The 21,118-nt window shown below is 73.0% G+C and carries 14 protein-coding genes; 9 read left to right on the plus strand and 5 right to left on the minus strand.

Going from position 1 to position 21,118, the window contains the following annotated elements:
- A partial coding sequence (locus AB0B76_RS04615; RefSeq protein WP_360369287.1) for a hypothetical protein occupies window positions 1-253 on the minus strand: 253 nt, incomplete at its 3' end.
- A gap of 279 nt (window positions 254-532) precedes the next feature.
- On the opposite strand from AB0B76_RS04615, the gene mnmA reads away from it, so the two are divergent.
- The 6 genes from mnmA (at window position 533) to gatA (ending at window position 9,751) form a co-directional block, all read left to right on the plus strand.
- Window positions 533-1,606 (plus strand): tRNA 2-thiouridine(34) synthase MnmA, encoded by a 1,074-nt coding sequence (gene mnmA / locus AB0B76_RS04620; protein ID WP_360369290.1) that lies wholly within the window; start codon window positions 533-535, stop codon window positions 1,604-1,606.
- A 14-nt stretch (window positions 1,607-1,620) separates the two neighbouring features.
- A complete protein-coding gene (locus AB0B76_RS04625) occupies window positions 1,621-2,592 on the plus strand; it encodes a methionine synthase (RefSeq protein WP_360369293.1) in 972 nt (323 codons plus the stop codon).
- A 38-nt stretch (window positions 2,593-2,630) separates the two neighbouring features.
- The gene (gene ligA, locus AB0B76_RS04630) at window positions 2,631-4,784 is read left to right on the plus strand and encodes an NAD-dependent DNA ligase LigA (protein ID WP_360369296.1); all 2,154 of its coding nucleotides are present in this window, start codon (window positions 2,631-2,633) and stop codon (window positions 4,782-4,784) included.
- A 994-nt stretch (window positions 4,785-5,778) separates the two neighbouring features.
- Window positions 5,779-7,905, plus strand: coding sequence for a bifunctional diguanylate cyclase/phosphodiesterase (locus tag AB0B76_RS04635; RefSeq protein ID WP_360369299.1), 2,127 nt, complete (start codon window positions 5,779-5,781; stop codon window positions 7,903-7,905).
- Window positions 7,906-7,972: 67 nt separating this feature from the next.
- Window positions 7,973-8,272: an Asp-tRNA(Asn)/Glu-tRNA(Gln) amidotransferase subunit GatC gene (gatC, locus tag AB0B76_RS04640; RefSeq protein ID WP_360369302.1), complete on the plus strand. Its 300-nt coding sequence runs from the start codon at window positions 7,973-7,975 to the stop codon at window positions 8,270-8,272.
- A gap of 3 nt (window positions 8,273-8,275) precedes the next feature.
- Window positions 8,276-9,751, plus strand: coding sequence for an Asp-tRNA(Asn)/Glu-tRNA(Gln) amidotransferase subunit GatA (gene gatA / locus AB0B76_RS04645; RefSeq protein ID WP_360369304.1), 1,476 nt, complete (start codon window positions 8,276-8,278; stop codon window positions 9,749-9,751).
- An 11-nt stretch (window positions 9,752-9,762) separates the two neighbouring features.
- Here gatA and AB0B76_RS04650 read toward each other — a convergent pair whose 3' ends face one another.
- Window positions 9,763-9,939, minus strand: coding sequence for a DUF4236 domain-containing protein (locus AB0B76_RS04650; RefSeq protein WP_360369307.1), 177 nt, complete (start codon window positions 9,937-9,939; stop codon window positions 9,763-9,765).
- Between the two features lie 77 nt (window positions 9,940-10,016).
- Here AB0B76_RS04650 and gatB point away from each other — a divergent pair, with 77 nt between their 5' ends.
- Window positions 10,017-11,510: an Asp-tRNA(Asn)/Glu-tRNA(Gln) amidotransferase subunit GatB gene (gatB, locus tag AB0B76_RS04655; protein WP_360369310.1), complete on the plus strand. Its 1,494-nt coding sequence runs from the start codon at window positions 10,017-10,019 to the stop codon at window positions 11,508-11,510.
- Between the two features lie 278 nt (window positions 11,511-11,788).
- Here gatB and AB0B76_RS04660 read toward each other — a convergent pair whose 3' ends face one another.
- Together AB0B76_RS04660 and AB0B76_RS04665 are read right to left on the minus strand one after the other, a co-directional pair.
- The gene (locus tag AB0B76_RS04660) at window positions 11,789-13,459 is read right to left on the minus strand and encodes a metallophosphoesterase (protein WP_360369313.1); all 1,671 of its coding nucleotides are present in this window, start codon (window positions 13,457-13,459) and stop codon (window positions 11,789-11,791) included.
- Entirely contained in the window at window positions 13,456-14,574 is a 1,119-nt protein-coding gene (locus AB0B76_RS04665) for a PQQ-dependent sugar dehydrogenase (protein WP_360370202.1), read from the minus strand. The genes AB0B76_RS04660 and AB0B76_RS04665 overlap by 4 nt, the downstream gene beginning before the upstream one ends.
- A gap of 330 nt (window positions 14,575-14,904) precedes the next feature.
- Here AB0B76_RS04665 and AB0B76_RS04670 point away from each other — a divergent pair, with 330 nt between their 5' ends.
- Window positions 14,905-15,822 (plus strand): 2-hydroxyacid dehydrogenase, encoded by a 918-nt coding sequence (locus tag AB0B76_RS04670; RefSeq protein ID WP_360370205.1) that lies wholly within the window; start codon window positions 14,905-14,907, stop codon window positions 15,820-15,822.
- A gap of 23 nt (window positions 15,823-15,845) precedes the next feature.
- Here AB0B76_RS04670 and AB0B76_RS04675 read toward each other — a convergent pair whose 3' ends face one another.
- Window positions 15,846-16,301 carry a PH domain-containing protein gene (locus AB0B76_RS04675; RefSeq protein WP_360369316.1) on the minus strand — a complete coding sequence of 152 codons (456 nt, stop codon included), beginning with the start codon at window positions 16,299-16,301 and terminating at the stop codon, window positions 15,846-15,848.
- A 292-nt stretch (window positions 16,302-16,593) separates the two neighbouring features.
- Here AB0B76_RS04675 and AB0B76_RS04680 point away from each other — a divergent pair, with 292 nt between their 5' ends.
- Window positions 16,594-21,111, plus strand: coding sequence for a hypothetical protein (locus tag AB0B76_RS04680; RefSeq protein ID WP_360369319.1), 4,518 nt, complete (start codon window positions 16,594-16,596; stop codon window positions 21,109-21,111).
- Window positions 21,112-21,118 lie beyond the last annotated feature (7 nt).

Here is a 21,118-nt window from a genome sequence, read left to right on the forward strand (position 1 = left end):
AGATGTGCGGCGTCACCGCGCGGGAGATGTGCGGCGTCACCGCGCGGGAGATGTGCGGCGTCACCGCGCGGGAGATGTGCGGCGTCACCGCGCGGGAGATGTGCGGCGTCACCGCGCGGGGCTGTGCGGCGTCACCGCGCGGGGCTGTGCGGCGCCACCGCGCGGGGCTGTGCGGCGTCACCGCGCGGGAGATGTGCGGCGTCACCGCGCGGGAGATGTGCGGCGTCACCGCGCGGGAGATGTGCGGCGCCACCGCGCGGGGCTGTGCGGCGTCACCGCGCGGGAGGTGTGGGGCGGCCCGCCGTACACGGTGACCTCGGCCGTCGCGGTGCTGGCCGTGAAGCCGTGCGGGCGGTGAACCGTCGCCGTGTCGCCGTACGGGTTGCGTCGGCACGCGCAGCGGGACGGGCCGGTCGCGGCGTCCGCGCGGGAGACTCGGACGGGCGGGATTGGGAGTGCATCCGCGGCGCCCGGAGCGGGCAACGGAACTCCGCCCGGAAAATGCGCCTCCGCGCGCCGGTAGGCTGGGGGCGTGAGAGTGCTAGCGGCGATGTCCGGCGGGGTCGACTCGGCGGTTGCGGCTGCCCGGGCGGTAGAGGCCGGGCACGACGTGACCGGCGTGCACCTCGCGCTGGCGCGTAACCCGCAGACGTACCGCACGGGCGCGCGCGGCTGCTGCACGCTCGAGGACTCGCGGGACGCCCGGCGGGCCGCGGACGTGATCGGGATTCCGTTCTACGTCTGGGACATGGCCGAGCAGTTCCACGAGGACGTCGTGGACGACTTCGTCGCCGAGTACGCGGCCGGGCGCACGCCGAATCCATGTCTGCGGTGCAACGAGAAGATCAAGTTCGCGGCCGTGCTCGATCGCGCGGTCGCGCTCGGGTTCGATGCCGTCGTGACGGGGCACCACGCGCGGCTGGGCGCCGACGGGCTGCTGCGGCGCAGCGTCGACCTGGCCAAGGACCAGTCGTACGTCCTGGCCGTGCTCACCCGCGCCCAGCTGGACCGGGCGATGTTTCCGCTCGGGAGCTCGACCAAGGCCGAGGTGCGCGCGGAGGCGGCCGAGCGGGGCCTCGCGGTGGCCGACAAGCCCGACAGCCACGACATCTGCTTCATCGCCGACGGCGACACCAAGCGCTTCCTCGCGGAGCGGCTCGGGCAGGCGCCCGGCGACATCGTCGACGCCACCACCGGCGCGGTCGTCGGGCGGCACGAGGGCGCGTACGCGTACACCGTCGGCCAGCGCCGCGGGCTCGACCTGCGCGTCTCCGCGCCCGACCGGCAGCCCCGCTACGTGTTGTCGATCACGCCCGTGACGAACACGGTGACCGTCGGGCCCGTGTCCGCGCTCGACGTCACGGGCGTCGTCGGGGAGCGGCCGGTCTGGACGGCACCGGTGGACGGCGCGGTCGCGTGCGAGGTGCAGATGCGCGCGCACGGTGAGACGCTGCCCGCGACCGTGCAGCTCGAGGAGGGCCGCCTCGTCGCCGCGCTCGGGCGTGCCGCGCGCGGCATCGCGACCGGGCAGGCCATCGTCTGTTACGAGCCCTCGCCCGACGGCGACATCGTGCTCGGCTCGGCCACCATTTCGCACACCTCGTGACCTCCGGAGCGGCAGTGACCTCATACCCCTGGCCGGTCGGGGCGGCGACCGGCATCGGTTCCCTGCCCGGCACCGACATCGCCGAAGCACAGCGCATCGTGCTCGGCGAGCTCCCCGACCTGCCGCACCTGCCCGAGCTGCCCGCGCGGGGGCCCGGGGCCGACATGATCGGGCGCGGGGGCACGTTCCTGCCGGAGATCCCGATCGAGCTGTACGCCGCGCGGTGGCGCGTCGCCGCCCGGCCCGGCCACGACCTGCGCGTCGCGCGCGACCTGCTCGAACGCGACCTGGACACGATGACGGAGCAGGCGGGCGCGTACACCGGGACCTTCAAGGTGCAGGTGCCCGGGCCGTGGACGCTCGCGACGTCGCTGGCCCTGCCCATCGGCGGCCAGGTGCTGCGTGACCCCGGCGCGACGCGCGACCTCGCGGGGTCGCTCGCCGAAGGCGTCCGCGCGCACATCGACGAGGTCCGGGCCCGGCTCCCGCACGCGACCGTGCTGCTGCAGATCGACGAGCCGTCGCTGCCGGCCGTGCTGGCCGGGCGCGTGCCGACCGAGAGCGGGTTCGGCACGCTGCGATCCGTGGACCCTTCGCTCGCCCGGTCGGCGTTGTCGGGGGTCATCACTGCGGCCGGAGTCCCGGTCGTCGTGCATTGCTGCGCTGCGGCGGTACCGCTGACGCTGCTTCGAGAGGCGGGTGCCGTCGCGGTGGCCGTCGACCTGTCGCTGGTGCGCAACCTCGACACGCTCGGCGAGCTGCTGGACGCCGGGATGGGCCTGCTGGCCGGGGTGTCCGGGGACTCGGCCGAGGCGCTGGCCGGCCAGGTCCGTGACCTGTGGCGCAAGCTCGGCTTCCCGCTGAAGTCCCTGCCCGCGCAGGTGGTCGTGACGCCGCCTTGCGGGCTGTCCGGCGAGGCCAAGGTGACGGCGGCGCTCACGGCGATCCGCGAGGCCGGCCGGCGTCTGACGGCTGACCTGGACTGACGCGGTTTTTGTCGTACCCCCGGAGTAAATTCTCAGCCATGACCGACGCTGAGTCCGAACCGACCGTCGAGGCGCGTGAGCGGCACGCGGAGCTGGCCCGTGAGCTGGACGAGCACCAGTACCGCTACTACGTGCTCCAGTCGCCCGCGGTGGATGACTCGGTCTACGACACGCTCATGCGCGAGCTCGAGGCGATCGAGCAGCAGTACCCGGCGCTGCTCACCCCGGACTCGCCGAGCCAGCGGGTCGGGGGCACGTTCTCGACCGAGTTCGCATCCGTCGACCACCGCGAGCGCATGCTCAGCCTCGACAACGCCTTGAACGAGCCGGCGCTGGAAGCCTGGGCGGAGCGGGTCGAGCGGGACGCGGGGAGCCCGCCGCGATACCTGTGCGAGCTCAAGATCGACGGGCTGGCGCTGAATCTGACGTACGAGCAGGGGCGGCTCACCCGGGCCGCGACCCGCGGCGACGGGCGCACCGGCGAGGACATCACGCTCAACGCCCGCACGATCCGCGAGATCCCCGAGCAGCTGGCCGGCGACAACGTGCCCGACCTGCTCGAGGTGCGCGGCGAGGTGTTCTTCACGCTGGAGGGCTTCCAGGAGGTCAACGCGGCCCAGGTGGCGGCGGGGGAGCGGCCCTTCGCCAACCCGCGCAACGCGGCCAGCGGGAGCCTGCGCCAGAAGGACCCGCACATCACCGCGGGCCGGCCGATGCGGATGCTGGTGCACGGGTTCGGGGCCCGGGAGGGGTTCAACCCGGCCAGCCAGTCCGAGGCCTACGAGCTCATGCACGCGTGGGGGCTGCCGACCTCGACCCGATACCGGGTGTGCGAGGACATGGCGGCGGTACAGGCGTACATCGCGGAGTACGGGGATCGGCGGCACAAGCTCGAGCACGAGATCGACGGCGTGGTCGTGAAGATCGACCAGATGTCGATCCAGCGCCGGCTCGGCTCGACGAGCAAGGCGCCGCGGTGGGCGATCGCGTTCAAGTACCCGCCCGAGGAGGCGATGACCAAGCTCGTCGACATCCAGGTCAACGTCGGGCGGACCGGGCGCGTCACACCGTTCGCGGTCATGGAGCCGGTCTTCGTCGGCGGCGTGACCGTGCGCCAGGCGACCCTGCACAACGCCCAGGAGGTCGTGCGCAAGGGCGTGCTGATCGGCGACACCGTGGTCATCCGCCGCGCCGGCGAGGTGATCCCGGAGGTCCTCGGCCCGGTCGTGGACCGCCGCGACGGCTCCGAGCAGGCGTTCGTGATGCCGGTGCAGTGCCCGTCGTGCGGTACGACGCTCGCCCCGGGCAAGGAGGGCGACGTCGACATCCGCTGCCCCAACACCCAGTTCTGCCCGGCCCAGCTGCGCGAACGGCTCTACGGCCTGGCGCACCGCAGCGCGCTCGACATCGAGGCGCTCGGCTGGGAGGCGGCCGCGGCGCTGCTCGAGTCGGTGATCCCCAACGAGAGCGAGCTCTTCGACATCGACGCCGAGCGCCTCGCCAAGTCCCCGTTCTTCGTCAACATGAACGGCGCCCTGGGCACCAACGCGGCCAACCTGCTGGCCAACCTCGAGGAGGTCAAGCAGCGGCCGCTCTGGCGGGTGCTCGTCGCGCTGTCGATCCGCCACGTCGGGCCGACCGCCGCGCAGGCCCTCGCCAACTCCCTCGGCTCCATGGAGGCGATCGCCAACGCCACCACCGAGGAGCTCGTCGCCGTCGAGGGCGTGGGCCCGACGATCGCCCGCGCCGTGCACGAGTGGTTCACGGTCGAGTGGCACCGCGCGTGGGTCGACCGCTGGGCTGCGGCCGGCGTCCGCATGGTCGAGGAGCGCGCCGACACCGGCCCGCGCCCGCTCGAGGGCGTGACGGTCGTGGTGACGGGGTCGCTGGAGCGGTACTCGCGGGACCAGGCCACCGAGGCCGTGACCTCGCGCGGCGGCAAGGTCTCCGGCTCCGTGTCGAAGAAGACGGCCTTCGTGGTCGTGGGCGAGTCGCCGGGCTCGAAGGCGGAGAAGGCGGCGGCGCTGAAGGTACCGATCCTGGACGAGGACGCCTTCGAGATCCTGCTCAGCGAGGGCCCGGACGCGGCGCGCGCGGCGGCGCAACCGCCGGACGAGGAGGCGGTCGCGGAGGCCGAGGCCGCGGACAAGACGGCCGCCGCGGAGAAGGCGGAGGCCGCCGCGGCGGAGTAGGACCGGCGGAGTTGGGCCGGGAGGAGTCCGCGTCCGGCGCGGCGGAGTAGCCCGAGGCAGTGGGCCGAGGCGCGGCGGCGGAGAAGGCGGAGGCCGCCGCGGCGGAGTAGGGGCCGGCGGAGTTGGGTCGGGAGGAGTCCGCGTCCGGCGCCGCGGAGAAGCCCGAGGCAGTGGGGCCGAGGCGCGGCGGCGGAGTAGGTCAGGAGGAGTCCGCGTCCGGCGCGGCGGAGAAGCCCGAGGCAGCGGGCCGAGGCGCGGCGGCGGAGTAGGCCGGGTGGAGTCCGAGGCGGCGCGGTGTAGGTCGGCGGAGGCTGCGGCGAAGCCTGTCCGCCGCGGTGGGCAGGCCGGGCGGCGTCCGAGGCTGCGGCGGCGCGGTGTAGGTCGGCGGAGGCTGCGGCGAAGCCTGTCCGCCACAGTGGGCAGGCCGGGCGGCGTCCGAGGCTGCGGCGGGGCGTGGGCCGGGGGAGGCTGCGGCGAAAGCGAGGCGGCCGCGGCGCGGCGGGTCGGGTCGGGTGGGCGCTAGAAGCCGCGGAAGGTGCGGATCGCCGTCTCCGTCGTGGTTTGTCCGGCGGTCGGACTTCCACCCAGGTGGGGTACCCATGCTCGTGGCGGGGCGCGGCGGCGAGATGCCGTAGGCACCGAGGCCGGGCCGGAGCGGCCGTGTTGGGATTCCGCGCCATCGGCATCGGGTCGGTTGGCGGCTGAATATGAGCGGCGCGTGGCGGGCCGGCCGCGTCTGCTGTTGCGAAGAACGGTGCCCGCGTCGAAGGAGAAAGCGCGGAGCGTAGTCGCCTCGATATATGTCCGTAACCGTACCTGGGGTTATCGGTGTCAATGCAAAAGCGTGACAGAAAGTCCGGCAGTGGTTACTCTGCACGGATATTCAAGCTGATCTGTCCATTGTGGGATCGCCCGGTCGGTTGATTAGGGGGTCGGTTCTGCATCGATTCGGCATCCTTTCCGGATACCTCCGGTGTTGAGGGTGCAGGCTCGCATGGCGTCCGAAACGTACGGCCGGCCCGGGGCACGAACGCATGCGGCGGAGAGCGGGGAGCGGATGGAGCAGAGCGCGCTGCGCAACGTCGCGCCGCCTCGGCATCGTCATCGGTTCTTCGCGTACGTCGCGGTTGTCGTCGGGCTCGCGGCACTGCTGCTCGTGGGCAGCGTGCTGCACGAGGGGCTCCGGGTCGACGCCGTGTTCTGGGTGTTCGCGGGCCTGGCCGTCGTGGCCGACACGCCGCCGTTCGTCCAAGGTTCGCGCGACGAGAGCATTCCCACCTTCCCGTCGGTGTGCTTCACCTTCGCCATTCTGATCGCGTACGGGTGTGCGCCCGCGGTCGCCGTGCAGCTCGTGGCCGTCGTGGTCGCCGCGGTGTGGCTCAAGCACACGTTCTGGCGGGCCGCTTTCAACGCCGCGCAGTACATCCTGTCTTTCCTGGCCGCGGGTCTCCTGCTGCCCGAACGGTCGGGCGGGGACGCCCACGAACTGTTGCACGCCGACCGGATCGGCTGGGTGCTCGCCGCCGCGGTGACGTGGTTCGTCGTGAACAACCTGCTCGTGTCCGCGGCCCTGTGGCTGCGCTTCGGAGGGCGATGGTGGTCGGTGTTCACGCAGGCGGTGCGCAACGATGCGCTGCCGAACGGGGCGCTGCTGCTCTCCGCGCCCGGGCTGGTCGCGGCGGCGCACGTCGACGCTCTACTGGTACCGCTGGCGCTGCTTTCGCTTTTCGCCGTTCGGCGCATGACGGAGCTCGCCGCCCAGCGGGCGCGGGCCGGGCGCCTGGACCCGCTGACGGGACTGCCCAACCGCAAGGCCCTGGAGCGCGAGGTCGCGGCGCGGCTGAAGGAGCACGCCGAGCGGGCCGAGGGCGGCGCGGCCGAGCGGCGCCTCGCCCTGCTGCTGCTCGATCTCGACGCGTTCAAGCAGGTCAACGACGCGCTCGGGCACCGGGTCGGGGACCGGCTGCTGGTGGAGGTCGGGGAGCGGCTCACCGCGGCCGCGCGGGCGTCCGGGGCCGACAACCTGGTCGGGCGGCTCGGGGGCGACGAGTTCGCGGTGGTCGTGCCGCACCTGCGCGACACCGCCGACGCGCGCCGGTTCGCCGCGGAGATCATGTGCGCGCTGGCCGAGCCGGTGCTGCTGGACGGGCTGCCGATCGACGTGGGCGCGTCGGTGGGCGTCGCGGTGTACCCGGAGCACGGCACGGACTTCGCCGAGCTCATGCGCCACGCCGACGTCGCGATGTACGACGCCAAGGGCCGCGGCGACAACCTCGCCGTCTACGCGCCCGAGTCCGACCACAACACCCCGGAGCGGCTCAGCCTGCTCGCCGACCTGCGCAAGGCGCTGGAGTGCGGGCCCGAGGGCGGCATCGAGCTGTACTACCAGCCGCAGGTCGAGCTCGCGACCGGCGCGGTCGTCGGCGTCGAGGCGCTGCTGCGCTGGCGGCATCCGCGCCGCGGGCCGATCGACCCGGAGGAGCTGATCCGGGTCGCCGAGCACAGCCCGGTGATGCGGCTGCTCACCCTGCGCGTCGTCGACGAGGCGATCGGGCAGCTCGCGGCGTGGCGCGCGACCGCGCCCGCGACCGAGGGCGTGCGCGTCGCGGTGAACGTGAGCGTGCGGGACCTGCACACCGGCGAGATCGCCGACCGGATCACGGCGCGGCTGGCCCAGATGTCGGTCGACCCGTCCCGGCTGGAGCTGGAGATCACCGAGAGCGCGCTGATGGCCGATCCGCGCCGGGTGCTGACCACGCTGGCGCGGCTGAAGAAGCTCGGGGTCGCGATCGCGCTGGACGACTTCGGCACCGGGTACTCCTCGATGCTCCACCTGCGCCGCCTGCCACTCGCCGAGGTGAAAATCGACCGCTCGTTCGTGCTCGGCGTGGCCACGGACCCGGACGACGCCGCGATCGTGCACTCCATGATCAACCTGGCCCGGGCGCTGGGGCTGCGCGTCGTCGCGGAGGGTGTCGAGGATGAGCGCACGTGGCGGATGCTGGTGGAGGCCGGCTGCGACGTCGCGCAGGGCTGGTACTTCGCCCGCCCGATGCCCCCGGACCGCCTGCTGGACTGGCTGTCCAAGACTGCCGCACGGCCCGCCTTCACCACGAAATAGACTCGTCGGGTTGACGCGGGCATGTAACGCTGCGTCCAAGCCGACGACCTGAAGGAGAAGCGCGCCGATGGCCACGATTTCCCGCGAGGAGGTAGCGCATCTCGCGCGCCTCGCGCGGCTTGCCGTCACCGATGAAGAACTCGACACCTTCGCCGGCCAGCTCGACGTGATCCTGCAGGCCGTCGCCCAGGTGGGTGAGGTCGCCGCCGCCGACGTGCCGCCGACGTCGCACTCCGTGCCGCTGACGAATGTGTACCGCGACGACGTCGTCGTTCCCGGCCTGGTGCGCGAGGACGCGCTCGCCGGCGCGCCGGACGCCGAGGAGAACCGCTTCCGCGTCCCGCGGATCCTGGACGAGGAGGCCTGAGCCGTGAGTGACCTGACGAAGCTGTCCGCCGCCGAGCTCGGCCGCCGCCTGGACGCCAAGGAGGTCTCGGCCGTCGAGGTCGCGACCGCGCACCTGGAGCGCATCGACGCCGTCGAGGACAAGGTCCACGCGTTCCTGCATGTCGACCGCGAGGGCGCGCTCGAGGCCGCCCGCGCCACCGACGAGCGCCGGGCCAAGGGCGCCGCGTTCGGCCCGCTCGACGGCGTGCCGATCGGCGTCAAGGACGTCATCACGACGCGCGGCGTGCCCACGACCGCGGGCTCGAAGATCCTCGAGGGCTGGCGCCCGCCGTACGACGCGACGATCATGACGCGCCTGCGCGAAGCCGGGCTCGTGATGGTCGGCAAGACCAACATGGACGAGTTCGCGATGGGCTCCTCGACGGAGTACAGCGCCTACGGCCCGACGTACAACCCCTGGGACACGACGCGCATCCCGGGCGGCTCCGGCGGTGGCTCCGCGGCCGCGGTGGCCGCGTTCGAGGCGCCGCTGGCCATCGGCACCGACACGGGTGGCTCGATCCGCCAGCCGGCCGCCGTCACCGGCACCGTGGGCGCCAAGCCGACCTATGGCGGCACGTCGCGGTACGGCCTCATCGCCTTCTCCTCGTCGCTCGACACCCCGGGCCCCTGCGCGCGGACCGTGGAGGACGCGGCGCTGCTGCACGCCGTCATCGGCGGCCACGACCCGCGCGACTCGACCTCGATCCCGCAGCCGGTGCCCGACGTCGTCGCGGCGGCGCGCCTGGGCGCGACGGGCGACCTGAGCGGCGTGCGCCTGGGCCTGGTGAAGGAGTTCGCGGGCGAGGGGGCCGAGCCCGGGGTCGCCGCGGCGTACCGCGAGTCGGTCGACGCCCTGGTCAAGCTGGGCGCGGAGATCGTCGAGGTGTCGTGCCCGAGCTTCAAGTTCGCGCTGCCGGCCTACTACCTGATCGCCCCGAGCGAGTGCTCGTCCAACCTGGCGCGCTTCGACGGCGTGCGCTACGGCCTGCGCACCGGCGACGACGGCAAGCGCTCGCTGGAAGAGGTCATGTCGCTCACCCGTGACGCCGGCTTCGGCCCGGAGGTCAAGCGGCGCATCATCCTCGGCACCTACGCGCTGTCGGCGGGCTACTACGACGCCTACTACGGCCAGGCGCAGAAGGTGCGCACGCTGATCACGCGCGACTTCACCGCCGCGTTCGAGGTCGCCGACGTGCTCATCGCGCCGACCACGCCGTTCGTGGCGTTCCCGCTCGGCTCGCGCACGTCGGACCCGTACCAGATGTACCTCGCGGACCTGTACACGATCCCTTCGAACCTCTACGGCGGGCCGGCCATCTCGGTGCCGTCCGGGCTCTCCGAGGGGCTGCCGGTCGGGCTGCAGATCATGGCGCCGACGATGGCCGACGACCGGATGTACCGGGTGGCGGCCGCGCTGGAGTCAGCGCTGCCGCCACTCACGCCACCGGCGTTGTGACCGCGGCCGGATCAGCCCCGGCCGCCCTGGCGCCACGAGAACGGGCCGGGCAGGTCAACGCGGTTCTTCTTGCTGCGCGAGTTCCACGACCAGGGGCCCAGCTTGAAGCTCCACGAGGAGAACCCCTCCTGCGTGAAGTGGAAAATGAACGGGCCGAACTTCTTGCTCTTCCGAAACTGCACCGGCATGACGTCGCTCCTTCCAGGTGTGCGATGGATACCCAATGTCGTGCGTGGATACACAAGGCTGAAAGCAGGCACTGACAATGAGCACCGTGACGCATATGTCGTACGAGGAGGCGGTGGCCGCGTTCGAGCCGGTCATCGGCCTGGAGACGCACGTCGAGCTCGGTACCAACACCAAAATGTTCTGCGGCTGCCCGACCGCGTTCGGCGCCGAGCCCAACACCCAGGTCTGCCCGGTCTGCCTTGGCCTGCCCGGCGCCCTGCCGGTCGCCAACCGCGCCGCGATCGAGGCCACGATCCGCATCGGGCTCGCGCTGAACTGCTCGATCGCGCCGTGGGGCCGCTTCGCGCGCAAGAACTACTTCTACCCGGACATGCCGAAGAACTTCCAGATCAGCCAGTACGACGAGCCGCTCTGCGTGGAGGGGTACCTCGACGTGGAGATCGACGGCGAGCTCGTGCGCATCGGTATCGAGCGCGTGCACCTCGAGGAGGACACGGGCAAGACGCTGCACGTCGGCGGCGCGACCGGGCGCATCCACGGCGCGACCGAGTCCCTCGTGGACTACAACCGCGCCGGCATCCCGCTCGTGGAGATCGTGACGAAGCCGGTCCCGGGCACGGGCGCCCGCGCGCCGGAGATCGCCCGCGCGTACGTCACGGAGCTGCGCGACGTCATCCGCACCCTCGACGTCTCCGACGTGCGCATGGAGCAGGGCTCGATGCGCTGCGACGTGAACACCTCGCTCAACCGCCCGGGCGCGGAGTGGGGTACCCGCACGGAGACGAAGAACGTCAACTCCCTGCGCAGCGTCGAGCGCGCCGTGCGCTCCGAGATCATCCGCCAGGCGGGCGTCCTCACCGACGGCGGCAAGATCATCCAGGAGACGCGCCACTTCCACGAGGACACCGGCGACACGACCTCGGGCCGCAGCAAGGAGACGGCGACGGACTACCGGTACTTCCCGGAGCCCGACCTCGTCCCGCTCGCCCCGTCCGCCGAGTGGATCGAGGAGCTGCGCGCCGCGCTGCCCGAGCTCCCGCGCGTGCGCCGCGAGCGGCTGCAGTCCGACTGGGGCTTCAGCGACCTCGACATGCAGTCGGTGATCAACGCCGGCGCCGTCGAGCTCATCGCCGCGACCGTCGAGGCGGGCGCGTCGGCCGCGTCCGCGCGCAAGTGGTGGCTCGGCGAGCTGGCCCGCCGCGCCAACGAGACCGAGACCGAGCTCGAGGCCCTGGGTGTGACCCCCGTCGCGGTCGCGGAGCTGCAGGCCCTGGTCGACAGCGGAAAGATCAACGACAAGCTTGCGCGCGTCGTCCTGGAGGGCGTCATCGCGGGCGAGGGCGCGCCGGCCGAGGTCGTCGCCGCGCGCGGCCTGGAGGTCGTCTCGGACGAGGGCGCCCTGACCAAGGCCGTCGACGAGGCGATCGCCGCCAACCCGGACGTCGCGACGAAGGTGCGCGAGGGCAAGGTGGCGGCGGCGGGCGCCCTGGTGGGCGCGGTCATGAAGGCCACGGGCGGCAAGGCGGACGCCAAGACCGTGCGCGAGCTGATCATCGCGCGCCTGTCGTAGTTCTGGTTATTTTTTGCTCGGGTCCGCGGCACTTGCGGACCGTTGCTCCCGCCAGACAAATGGGCGGTCCCTGAAGGCCTGCGGCCGGAGAGGGACCGCCCAGCCTGGTCCGTGGGGTCAAGGGCGGAAATGCGCCGCCGCACGGCGCCCCAGCTTGGTCGGCGGCGCCGAGGACGAAGCGCCCGCCGCCCTCGCCGAATCAGATTTATAACCCGACGCCGTATAAGTCCGAAAAGTCGCGGCGCGAAGCGCCCGACTTTTCGCTACGCCGCCCGCTCCTAGGACGGGGTCGGCGACGGAGACGGCGACGTCGAGACGGACGACGACGGGGTCGGAGTCGGGGCCGCCTTGGTGTCGGGCTGGACGATGTGGCGCTGGAGGGCCACCTCGGTCAGGCCGGTCCCGCCCACCTGGATGTCGTCGTAGGCGGAGAGGTGGCGGTCTTTGTCGAAGTACAAGATGGAAAGCGCCAATGGCAAGGGCTTCGTGCTCTCCAGGCCGCGCAGCCCCGCGCCGCCGGTCGAGCCCTCCACCATCAGCAGGGTGCGCTCCTGCAGGGCCTTGGCCGCCGCGGACGCCGACGGGGACGTCAGCGTGGCCGGCGCGACCGCCGCGGGGTTCGGGTTGAGGCGCGCGACCGAGCGCTCGTGCCGGTGTCCGGCCAGCACCAGTGGGCACAGCCCGGCGAGCTGCTGGGCCGCGACCGGGTCGTGCACCATCGCGACGTCCACCGGCTTGGGGCTGCTGCGGATCTTCTCGGCGAGGATGTTGCCGGAGGTGACGACCTCCTGGTGCTGCTGCTCGTTCGACTCGTCCGTCGACTTGTCCGGCGTGAAGCGGGGGTCGCCGATCCCGGCGAAGGTGAGCCCCTTGACCGTCACGATCGTGTCGTTGAGCACGGTGGCGTTGGGCTGCCGCGCGACCGCCGCCGCGGTGATCGCCGAGTCGTGGTTGCCGCGGACGTACAGGTACGGGACCTTGAGGTCGCCGATCACGTTGACGTAGGACGCCTCGGGCTCGCTGCCCCAGTCGTTGATGTCGCCGGTGTCGGCGATGATGTCGATGTCGAACTGGTCCGCGACCGAGCGCACGACGCCCCAGGCCGCCGGGTTCAGGTGCAGGTCGGAGATGTGCAGCACCTTGGTCGTGCTCGTGTCCGGCTCGTACACGGGCAGCGCCGAGATCGTGCCGTAGAGCTTGCTGACGTTGAGCACCAGCTTCTGCAGCTGCGCGCGGTACTCCTCGTACCGGTTGGTGATCCGCTTCGCGTCGCCGATGATGGCCGGGGCGTTGACGAGCAGGCCGCGGTACGTCGGCTCCTGGATCGCCGCCGGCTTGAAGGTCAGCAGCGTCGCCGCCCCGGTCGAGGCGAGCACCCCGATGACCACGAGGCCCGCGACCGCCGTCTCGCGCCGTGCCCGGAACACCAGTCCGACCAGGATCATCGCGCCGAGCAGGCCGCAGCCGGCGGTCTGCAGCGCCAGGCGCCGCACGCCGAGGCTGAGCTGGTCCACCGCGTCGTGGCTGATCTGCTCGAGGTTGCCGGTGTTGGCCGCGAACGCGCGGGTGCGCGCCTCGTCCAGCGACTCCAGCCGGATGCGCAGGTGCGCGGGACCGTCGTGGCTGTCCAGCTCCAGCGAGCCCAGCGGCGGGATCTCCACCGAGGTGTCGCCGTTCCACGACGGGGCGAGCGAGAGCTGCGCGCGGAAGGGCCCGATGTCCTGCGTCGTGGTGCCGCCCAGGGCGACGCCGATGAGCATGCCGACGATCGCCACCGCGCCCACGAGCAGCCAGCGGGCGACCCGGCGCAGGCGCGGGCGCCGTGGCGCCCGGGCGCGACCGCTCGCGGGCCCCGACGGGTGCCGCCGGCGCCCGGCGGCCATGACGATCGCCCGGCGCCGGGCCCGTGAGGCGGCCAGCGCGGTGCGACGGCGGAACGGTGACCTCAACTCTTGCCGGCCTCGCCGACGTCGCTGATCACCAGGCGCAGGAGCATGTCGTCGTCCGCCTTCGGCTCACCCCGGCCGTCCTTGTTCGACGTGGAGATCCACAGGCTGCCGTCGGGCGCCACCGCGGCCGCGCGCAGCCGGCCGTACTTGTCCTGCAGCAGCGGCGTGGGCGCGCCGAGGAGGGTGCCGGAGTCGGTGACCTGCATGACCCACATCCGCTGCCCCTTGAGGCAGGAGGTCACCAGGTAGCCGCTGAGGTAGGCCAGGCCCGCGCACGAGGCGTCGGCGGTCTTCCAGGTCTGGATCGGGTTGGTGTACTTCGGGTCGCTCCCGCGCCCCTCCACCGCCGGCCACCCGTAGTTCTTCCCGGCCTCGATCACGTTGAGCTCGTCGGCATCGCTGCCCCCGTACTCCATCGCGTACATGCGCTGGTTCTTGTCCCACGCGAACCCTTGCACGTTGCGATGTCCGTAGCTGTACACGGCGGTTCCGAACGGGTTACCGGGCGCGGGCTTCCCGTCCGTCTGGATCCGAAGGATCTTGCCGCCGAGGCTGGTCAGGTTCTGCGCGGTCTCGGGCTTGTCGCCGTCGCCGGTCGCCACGTACAGGAACCCGTCCGGGCCGAAGCGCAGCTGGCCGCCGTCGTGGACGTTGCCCTTGGGGATACCGGTCAGGATCGGCGCCGGCGTCTGCCCGAGCGTCAGCTTGGCAACGCGGTTGTCGTCCTGGGTGGTGTAGTACACAAAGACCGTTTTATCCGTGTCGTACTGCGGCGAAACCGCGATCCCCAGCAGCCCGCCCTCGCCCCCGGGCACCGCCGCGTCGATCTTCTGCAGCTCCGCGACAAGCATCCCGTCGGACGTGGTCTCCTTGCCGACCTTGAGCAGCCGCTTCGTGTCGCGCTCGGTCACCAGCGCGGAGCCGTCCGGCAGGAAGGCGATGCCCCACGGCACCGCGAGCCCCTTGGCCAGCACGGTCACCGACACCTCGGCCCCGCCCTCGTCGCTCCCGCCCGAGCGCGAAGGCGACGGGTACGGCGACATCTTCGGTGGCGACCCGAGCTCATCCGGCGGCGGCGGCCCGAACGAACAGCCCCCGAGGGCCAGGGCGGCCACGGCCGCGCAGAAGGCGGCGAGGCTCCGGCCGGCAGGCCGGCCAGCGAAACGGTGCGTCCGGGCGCTCACCGGGCCAAGCGTAGCGTTGCCGCCTGGGAGCCACCTTTTACCACCGCACTTCCACCAGCGTGCCGTCGAGTGAGCTCGCCCGGGGCCTGCCGGAGCCATCGACCACTCCGCTTTACTGTCGCCTTCGCCCGTCCTCCCACATGCCTCGCCCCGCGTCCGCGCGTGGGCTACCGGCCTCATCACCCTGCCGGTGCGTCTCCTTGCCGCCGCCTCGCGGCGTTTTTTGTCCCTGCCGCGCGGGCCTGCATCATCGACCGCATGGTGAAGATCTGGGTCGCCCACGAGTTCGGCGCGGACCTCGTCCGGGCCGCGACCGCGCGGCACGAGGTGCTCGTCGAGGTCATGCCGGCGCCGGGGGAGATGCCGTCGGACCCGGGCGACGTGGTCTTCTGGGTGCCGCCGTTCCTGGCCAAGCCCGAGGTCACCGTGCTCACCCGGCAGATGCCGCGGCTCGAGGTCATCCAGCTGCTGAGCGCGGGCGCGGACGCGTGGACGGGGCGGGTGCCGGACGGCGTGACGCTCTGCGACGCGCGCGGCGTGCACGACTCCTCGACCGCCGAGTGGGTCGTCGGCGCGATCTTGGCGTGCGTGCGCGAGTTCCCGTCGTTCGCGCGGGCGCAGGAGCGGGGCGAGTGGACGTACCGCCGCACGGACGAACTCGCCGGCAAGCGCGTGCTGATCGTCGGGGCCGGCTCCATCGGCCGCGCGACCGAGGCGCGGCTGGCCCCGTTCGACGTCGAGGTGACCCGGGTCGCGCGGCGCCCGCGCGCGGGCGTGCACGGCGTGGAGGAGCTGCCGCGCCTGCTGCCGGACGCCGATGTGGTCGTGCTGCTGGTACCGCTCACGCCGGAGACCCGTGGCCTCGTCTCGGCCGGATTCCTGTCGCACCTGTCCGACGGGGCCCTGCTCGTCAACGCCGCCCGGGGCCCGGTGGTCGACACCGAGGCGGTGACCGCGACCGCGCGTACCGGCCGCATCTCCTTCGCCACCGACGTCACCGACCCCGAGCCGCTGCCGCCCGACCACGAGCTGTGGCGCCTTCCGAACGTCTTCATCACGCCGCACGTGGCCGGCTCGGTGCCGGGCCTGTGGCGCCGCGGGTACGCCCTCGCCGCCGCCCAGCTGCGCCGCGTCCTCGCGAACGAGCCGCTCGACAACGTGGTGACCGACGGCTACTGACGCGTCGGGCCGCGCCCGGGCGGCTACTTGGCCGGCTGCGGGCTGTCCTCGGCGTCGTCCTTGCGCAGTGTGTCCGCCTCCGCGCCGTCCGTCGTCTCGGCGTCCGCGGGGCGGTCGGTCTCGAGGGGCTGGCCGCTGGCCTTGATCAGGCGCGGTACGTCCGCGGGGCGCACGGCGTCCAGGGGCACCAGGTGGCCGTTGGCCAGGCGCGCCTGCACCGAGTCGCCGTCGATGACCAGGCCGTCCACCGCGGCCCACTGGACGGTCCGGCTCCCGAACAGGGCCCGCACCGTGAAGCCGCGCTCGTTGACATCGGTCCCGGCCCGCCAGGCCCAGATGGCGAAGGCGAGCGGCACCAGAAGTACCAGCAGAAACCAGACACTTTCGGCGAGCAGCGGAACGGCGCCGATCACGGTGATGCCCGCCGCCACGGCGAGTGCTGCGCTGCGCCGGAACTTGACCTTGACCTGGTTGCTCACGCTGCCATCCTCCCACCTTCGAGGAACTGCCTCCGCGCGCCCGGGCGGGCATACTGAGCGCCGTGGGGGATGAGAACGGCCGCGCTTCGCCGTCACCGGCGGCCGGGGTTACGCTCGGTGCCGTGCTTGACGAGATCGCGACCGGCCGGGGGGCTCGTCGGGCGATCCGCGGCGATATGTCCGGACTTGCGGGAGGCTGCCCATGGCGGGAGGGCAGGACATGACGACCACTTTCCGCCGGGACGCGCCCGTGCAGTGGGCCGAGGGCATCAAGCGCAGCAAGCGGGTCGCGGTGCGCCCGACCGGCCTCGTCGCGGCCCTACTCCTGGCCGCCTCGGTGCTGGTCGCGCTGGCCGTGGCCGGCTGGGGGATCAAGGAGCTGAGCATCCTGTTCGGCGCCGCGGCGATCGTGGCGCTCGCCGGTGTGGTGGTGCTCACGCTGCGCGGCTTTCCGCTCTTCGCGATCCTGACCGTCGTCGCGGGCGCCGTCGCCTGGGGTGCGGCCACGCGCGGTCGCCTGCCGGACGGCTGGTTCGACATTGGCGGCGTTCTTGGCTTTATCGGGATCAATCTCGCTTATGTGGTACCACTGGCAGGCTCTTTTCTTTCCGCTCTCCTTCTTGATGCGCGTCGGGTGTCGCGGGTGTCGATCGACGAGGCCGTGAGCGGGCGCCGCTGGTGGGGCAAGCCCGATGACACGCTCCCGCGCCTCAAGGAGCTCGAGGCGATCCCGAGCGCCCGCTTCTTCGCGCTGGGCGAGGGCGGCTGCACGCATCTCGTGTCGGCCGGGCGCCGCGTCGCGCTGTTCCTGCCGACGGTCTGGCCACACGGCGAGTTCACGATGGACGCCGCGGGGCAGGTGCTGCGCGGGGGCCGCCTGTTCGTGCCGGGCTCGGAGGACGTCGACGGCCTCGCCGCGGAGGTGCACACCTGGCGCGAGCAGCTGGCCAAGGTCGGGGGTTCGGTGCGGGGGTACCTCGTGGTCGCCCCCTCCCGCGGCGACGTCTCCGAGGACCTGGTGATCTCCGTCGCTCCCGGCGAGCACCTGCACCTCGTCCATTCCCACGAGATGGCGGACGCGGCCGGGCGCTGGCTGGCGGCCGAGCCGTACCGCGTCGATCTCCACGTCATGGAGCGCCTCCTCGTCCTCGCGGCGGGCAACGAGCTGCCGGAGCCCCTGCCGCTGCCGCGCACCTTCGCCCGCGAGGCGAGTGCGCAACCCGAGGAGCGCCCGGCCGCCACGTCGCCGACGGACGCGGCCTTCGCCGCCGCGGCGTCCTCGCCGCCGGCGTCGTCCGCGTCTCCGGGCCCTCCGGCCGTGCTCGGAGGCGTCGGGGAGCCCGCCGCCCCGCCCTCGACCTGGCGCCCGGGCAACGGCGCGATGCGCGCCCGGCTGAGCCGCCTGACGAAGGGCGCCGCAACCCGGGGCGAGGCCGCGGCCGACCCCGATCTGGACGGCGCGGAGGCGGCCTTCCACGCCGACGCCGATGCGGACCGCACGTCCCGGTTCGATCGCGACGCGAGCCGTGCTTCCCGCTTCGACCGGGACCAGCCCTCCGACGGGGTGTCCCGCTTCGACCGCGACTCGGACCGCACCTCCCGCTTCGACCAGGAGCAGGCCCGCGACGCGACGTCCCGCTTCGACCGCGACTCGGACCGCACCTCGCGCTTCGACCAGGAGCAGGCCCGCGACGCGACGTCCCGCTTCGACAGCGACCCGGGCTCGGGCGCCTCATCCCGCCTTGACCGGGACGCGTCCCGTTCTGGCCGAGCGTCCGACGCGCCCGCGCAGCGGAGCGACGATGCTCGCGGTGTGGACGACGACTCGTTCGGCGTCTCCTCGCGTGGTCACGACCCGGATTTTGGTGATTCGTCCGGCTCCGCCCGCGATTCGGAGCCGAACGGTATGTCCCGCTTCAACCGTGACGGGAACATCGACAGCGCGAACGGCGCCCCGTCTCCCCTTGATCGCAACTCTGAGTCCGGCGGTGCATCTCGTTCGGACCGTAACCCTGACGCGTCCGCGCGGCGCAGTGAGGACGACGACGTGCGCGGTCGTGACGAATCGGACAGTTCCTGGGAGGCCCGTTCGACCCGCGAGCTGGTCGGAAACTGGGACAACGACTCCGCCAGCCGGCTGGCGGCCTGGGCCGCGGAGGACACGTCCGAGCCCGGCTCCCGCGCGTCCGCAGCGCGGCGTTCCTGGTCCCCGATGGGCGGCGACACACCGGCCCCGGGCGAGCGTTTCCGCTGGTCGAGCGAGGACGAAGACTTCCCGGCGCCGGACGAGGCGGGTGCTTCGCCCGAGACCGGTGCCGACTTCCGGCCGAGCCGCGCGGAGGCGTGGCGGGAGACGCCCGCCGCCGAGAACCGCGCTCCTGAAGCGGCGGCGGAGGCGTGGCGGGAGTCGCGGGCATCTGAGCCGTCGTGGCGGGAGTCGCAGGCGTCCGAGCCGGCGGGGGAGTCGTGGCGTTCGTCGGAGCCGTCGCGGCATTCTTCGGGGCCGGCCGCTGAGCCGTCGTGGCGTGAGGCCCGGTCGGCTGAGCCGGTGGCGGAGTCGTGGCGCGCGTCCGAGCCTGTGGCGGAGCCGTCGCGGCGTTCGTCGGAGCCTGCGGCGGAGTCGTGGCGCGCGCCCGAGCCGATCGTGGAACCCTCCTGGCGTGATGCTCGGACGCCGGAGCCGGTGGCCGATTCGTGGCGGGAGAACCACGCGCCCGAGCCGGTGAATGAGTCGTCCTGGCGTGAGGCGCCCGAGCCGGTGGCCGACTCCTGGCGGGATGTTCGTGCGCCCGAGCCGGTGAGTGAGTCGTGGCGGGATGTTCGTGCGCCCGAGCCGGTGAGTGAGTCGTGGCGGGACGTTCGGGCTCCCGAGCCCGTCGATGAGTCGTGGCGGGAGCGTCGGGCGCCTGAGCCGGTGGCTGAGGCCCGTGCGCCCCAGCCGGTTGATGATTGGCGTGCGTCCGGGCGGGAGCCTTGGGGTGCGGCGTCCGAGGGGGCGCGGCGGCCCGCTGCGGAGTGGCCGCCGCCGGCGGCCGAGCCGGGGCAGCGTGCGGCTGAGCGGCCCTCGGTGGACTGGCGTTCGCCGGAGTCGTCTGGGCCTTCCGCGCCCGAGCGGCCCTCTGTCGAGTGGCGCTCGGCCACTGAGTCCCCCGCGTCCGAGCGGCCGTCCGTTGAGTGGCGCTCCGCGTCCGAGCGGCCCGGGGGCGACTGGCCGGGCGCGTCCGAGCGGGCGTCGGCTGACAGGCGGTCCACGTCCGAGCGGCCGAGCGTCGAGTGGCAGGCGGCGCCTGAGCGGCCGTCGGTTGGGCGGCAGGCGGCCTCCGAGCGGCCGAGCGTTGAGTGGCAGGCGGCCTCCGACCGGCCGAACGTTGAGTGGCAGGCAGCCTCCGAGCGACCGAGCGTCCAGTGGCAGGCGGCGCCTGAGCGGCCGTCGGTCGAGCGGCAGGCGCCCTCCGAGCGGCCGAACGTTGAGCGGCAAGCGGCCTCCGAGCGGCCGAACGTCGAGTGGCAGGCAGCACCTGAGCGGCCGTCGGTTGAGTGGCGGTCCGGGGGCGAGCGGGCTGCAAGTGATTGGCAGTCAGAGCCGGCGGCGCCCGCGCGGAATGACGGGCGGCCCTCCGTTGAGTGGCGTACTGCGTCGGAGGCCCCAGCGCCCGAGCGGCCGTCGGTGGAGTGGCGGTCTGCCGGTGAGGCCATTGACGACGTGGCTCGGGATGGGCGGGGCTCGGAACAGGGCGCGCCCGGGGATCGGCGGCGGCGTCCTGAGCGGGCGGCCTTTACCGGGAGTCTGTTCGACGGGGACACGCCTGAGCTCGAGGCCAAGCCCCTGGACCTGCGGCGGACCTGGGACTCCGATGCGGCCTCGCGGTCGATTCGGCGGCGGGATCGGTCGCAGCCGGCGGCCGAGGGTGAAGAAGATGGGACCGCGGGCTGGTCCGGCGGGGGAAGCCCGCAGCCTGAGGCCTTGGACCGCGGTGGGCGTGCTGCCGAGGCGTGGGAAGCCCAGGCGGACGGTCGTGGGCGCCGGGACGGGCGTCCCACCGATGCGTGGGAGACCAGGTCCGAGGGCGCCGGCCGTGGTGGGCGGGGCGCCGGGGCTTGGGAGGCCCAGAGCGAGGGCGTCGGCGCGCATGCCGATGGAGGGCGTGACGCGAACGGACCCGCCGCAAGGTGGGCGGATGAGCCGAAGCCCGCTGCAGGGTGGGGCGACAACCCCCAACCCGCGGCGGGGTGGGGCGATAAGCCCGAGGCCGTGAGTGGACCGGTCGCCGGGCGGCCGGACAGGCCCGAGGCCGCTGCCGGCTGGGCGGACCCGCCGCGGTCGTCAGCCGGGTGGGGGAACGAGCCCGACGCCGCGAACGGCGCGGCCGCCGGTGGGTGGGCGGACAAGCCCGCGTCCGAAGAGGCGTGGTGGGACGCTCCCGCGGCGGCTGGGCCAGCGGCCGTTGCCGACGGCTCCGAGAAGGTCAAGAAGTCTCGGTGGGGGCGGAACAAAGACAAGGACAAGGACAAGGACCAGGGCGCCCGTGGCGTCGAGGAGCCTGGCAACGAATGGGCGACCGAGGCGACCAGTCGCTGGGATCGTGGGGCCCCCCGAAGTGACGAGCCGCGCAGCGCGCCGGCCCAGGCCCCCCGCGGCGGGGCGGCACAGGCGCCCGCGCCGCGGAACGAGGCCGCCCGCGGGGAGGGGGAGCGCATCCCTGAGCAGCGCAAGCGTGAGCTCTCCGCGTTCGAGGACCTCGCGCCGCTCGAGCTCAACCTCGATGAGGAGCCCAAGGAGAAGACTCGGCGGTTCGGGCGCCGGAAGTGAACTGAGC

The organism is Dactylosporangium sp. NPDC049140 (assembly GCF_040648435.1).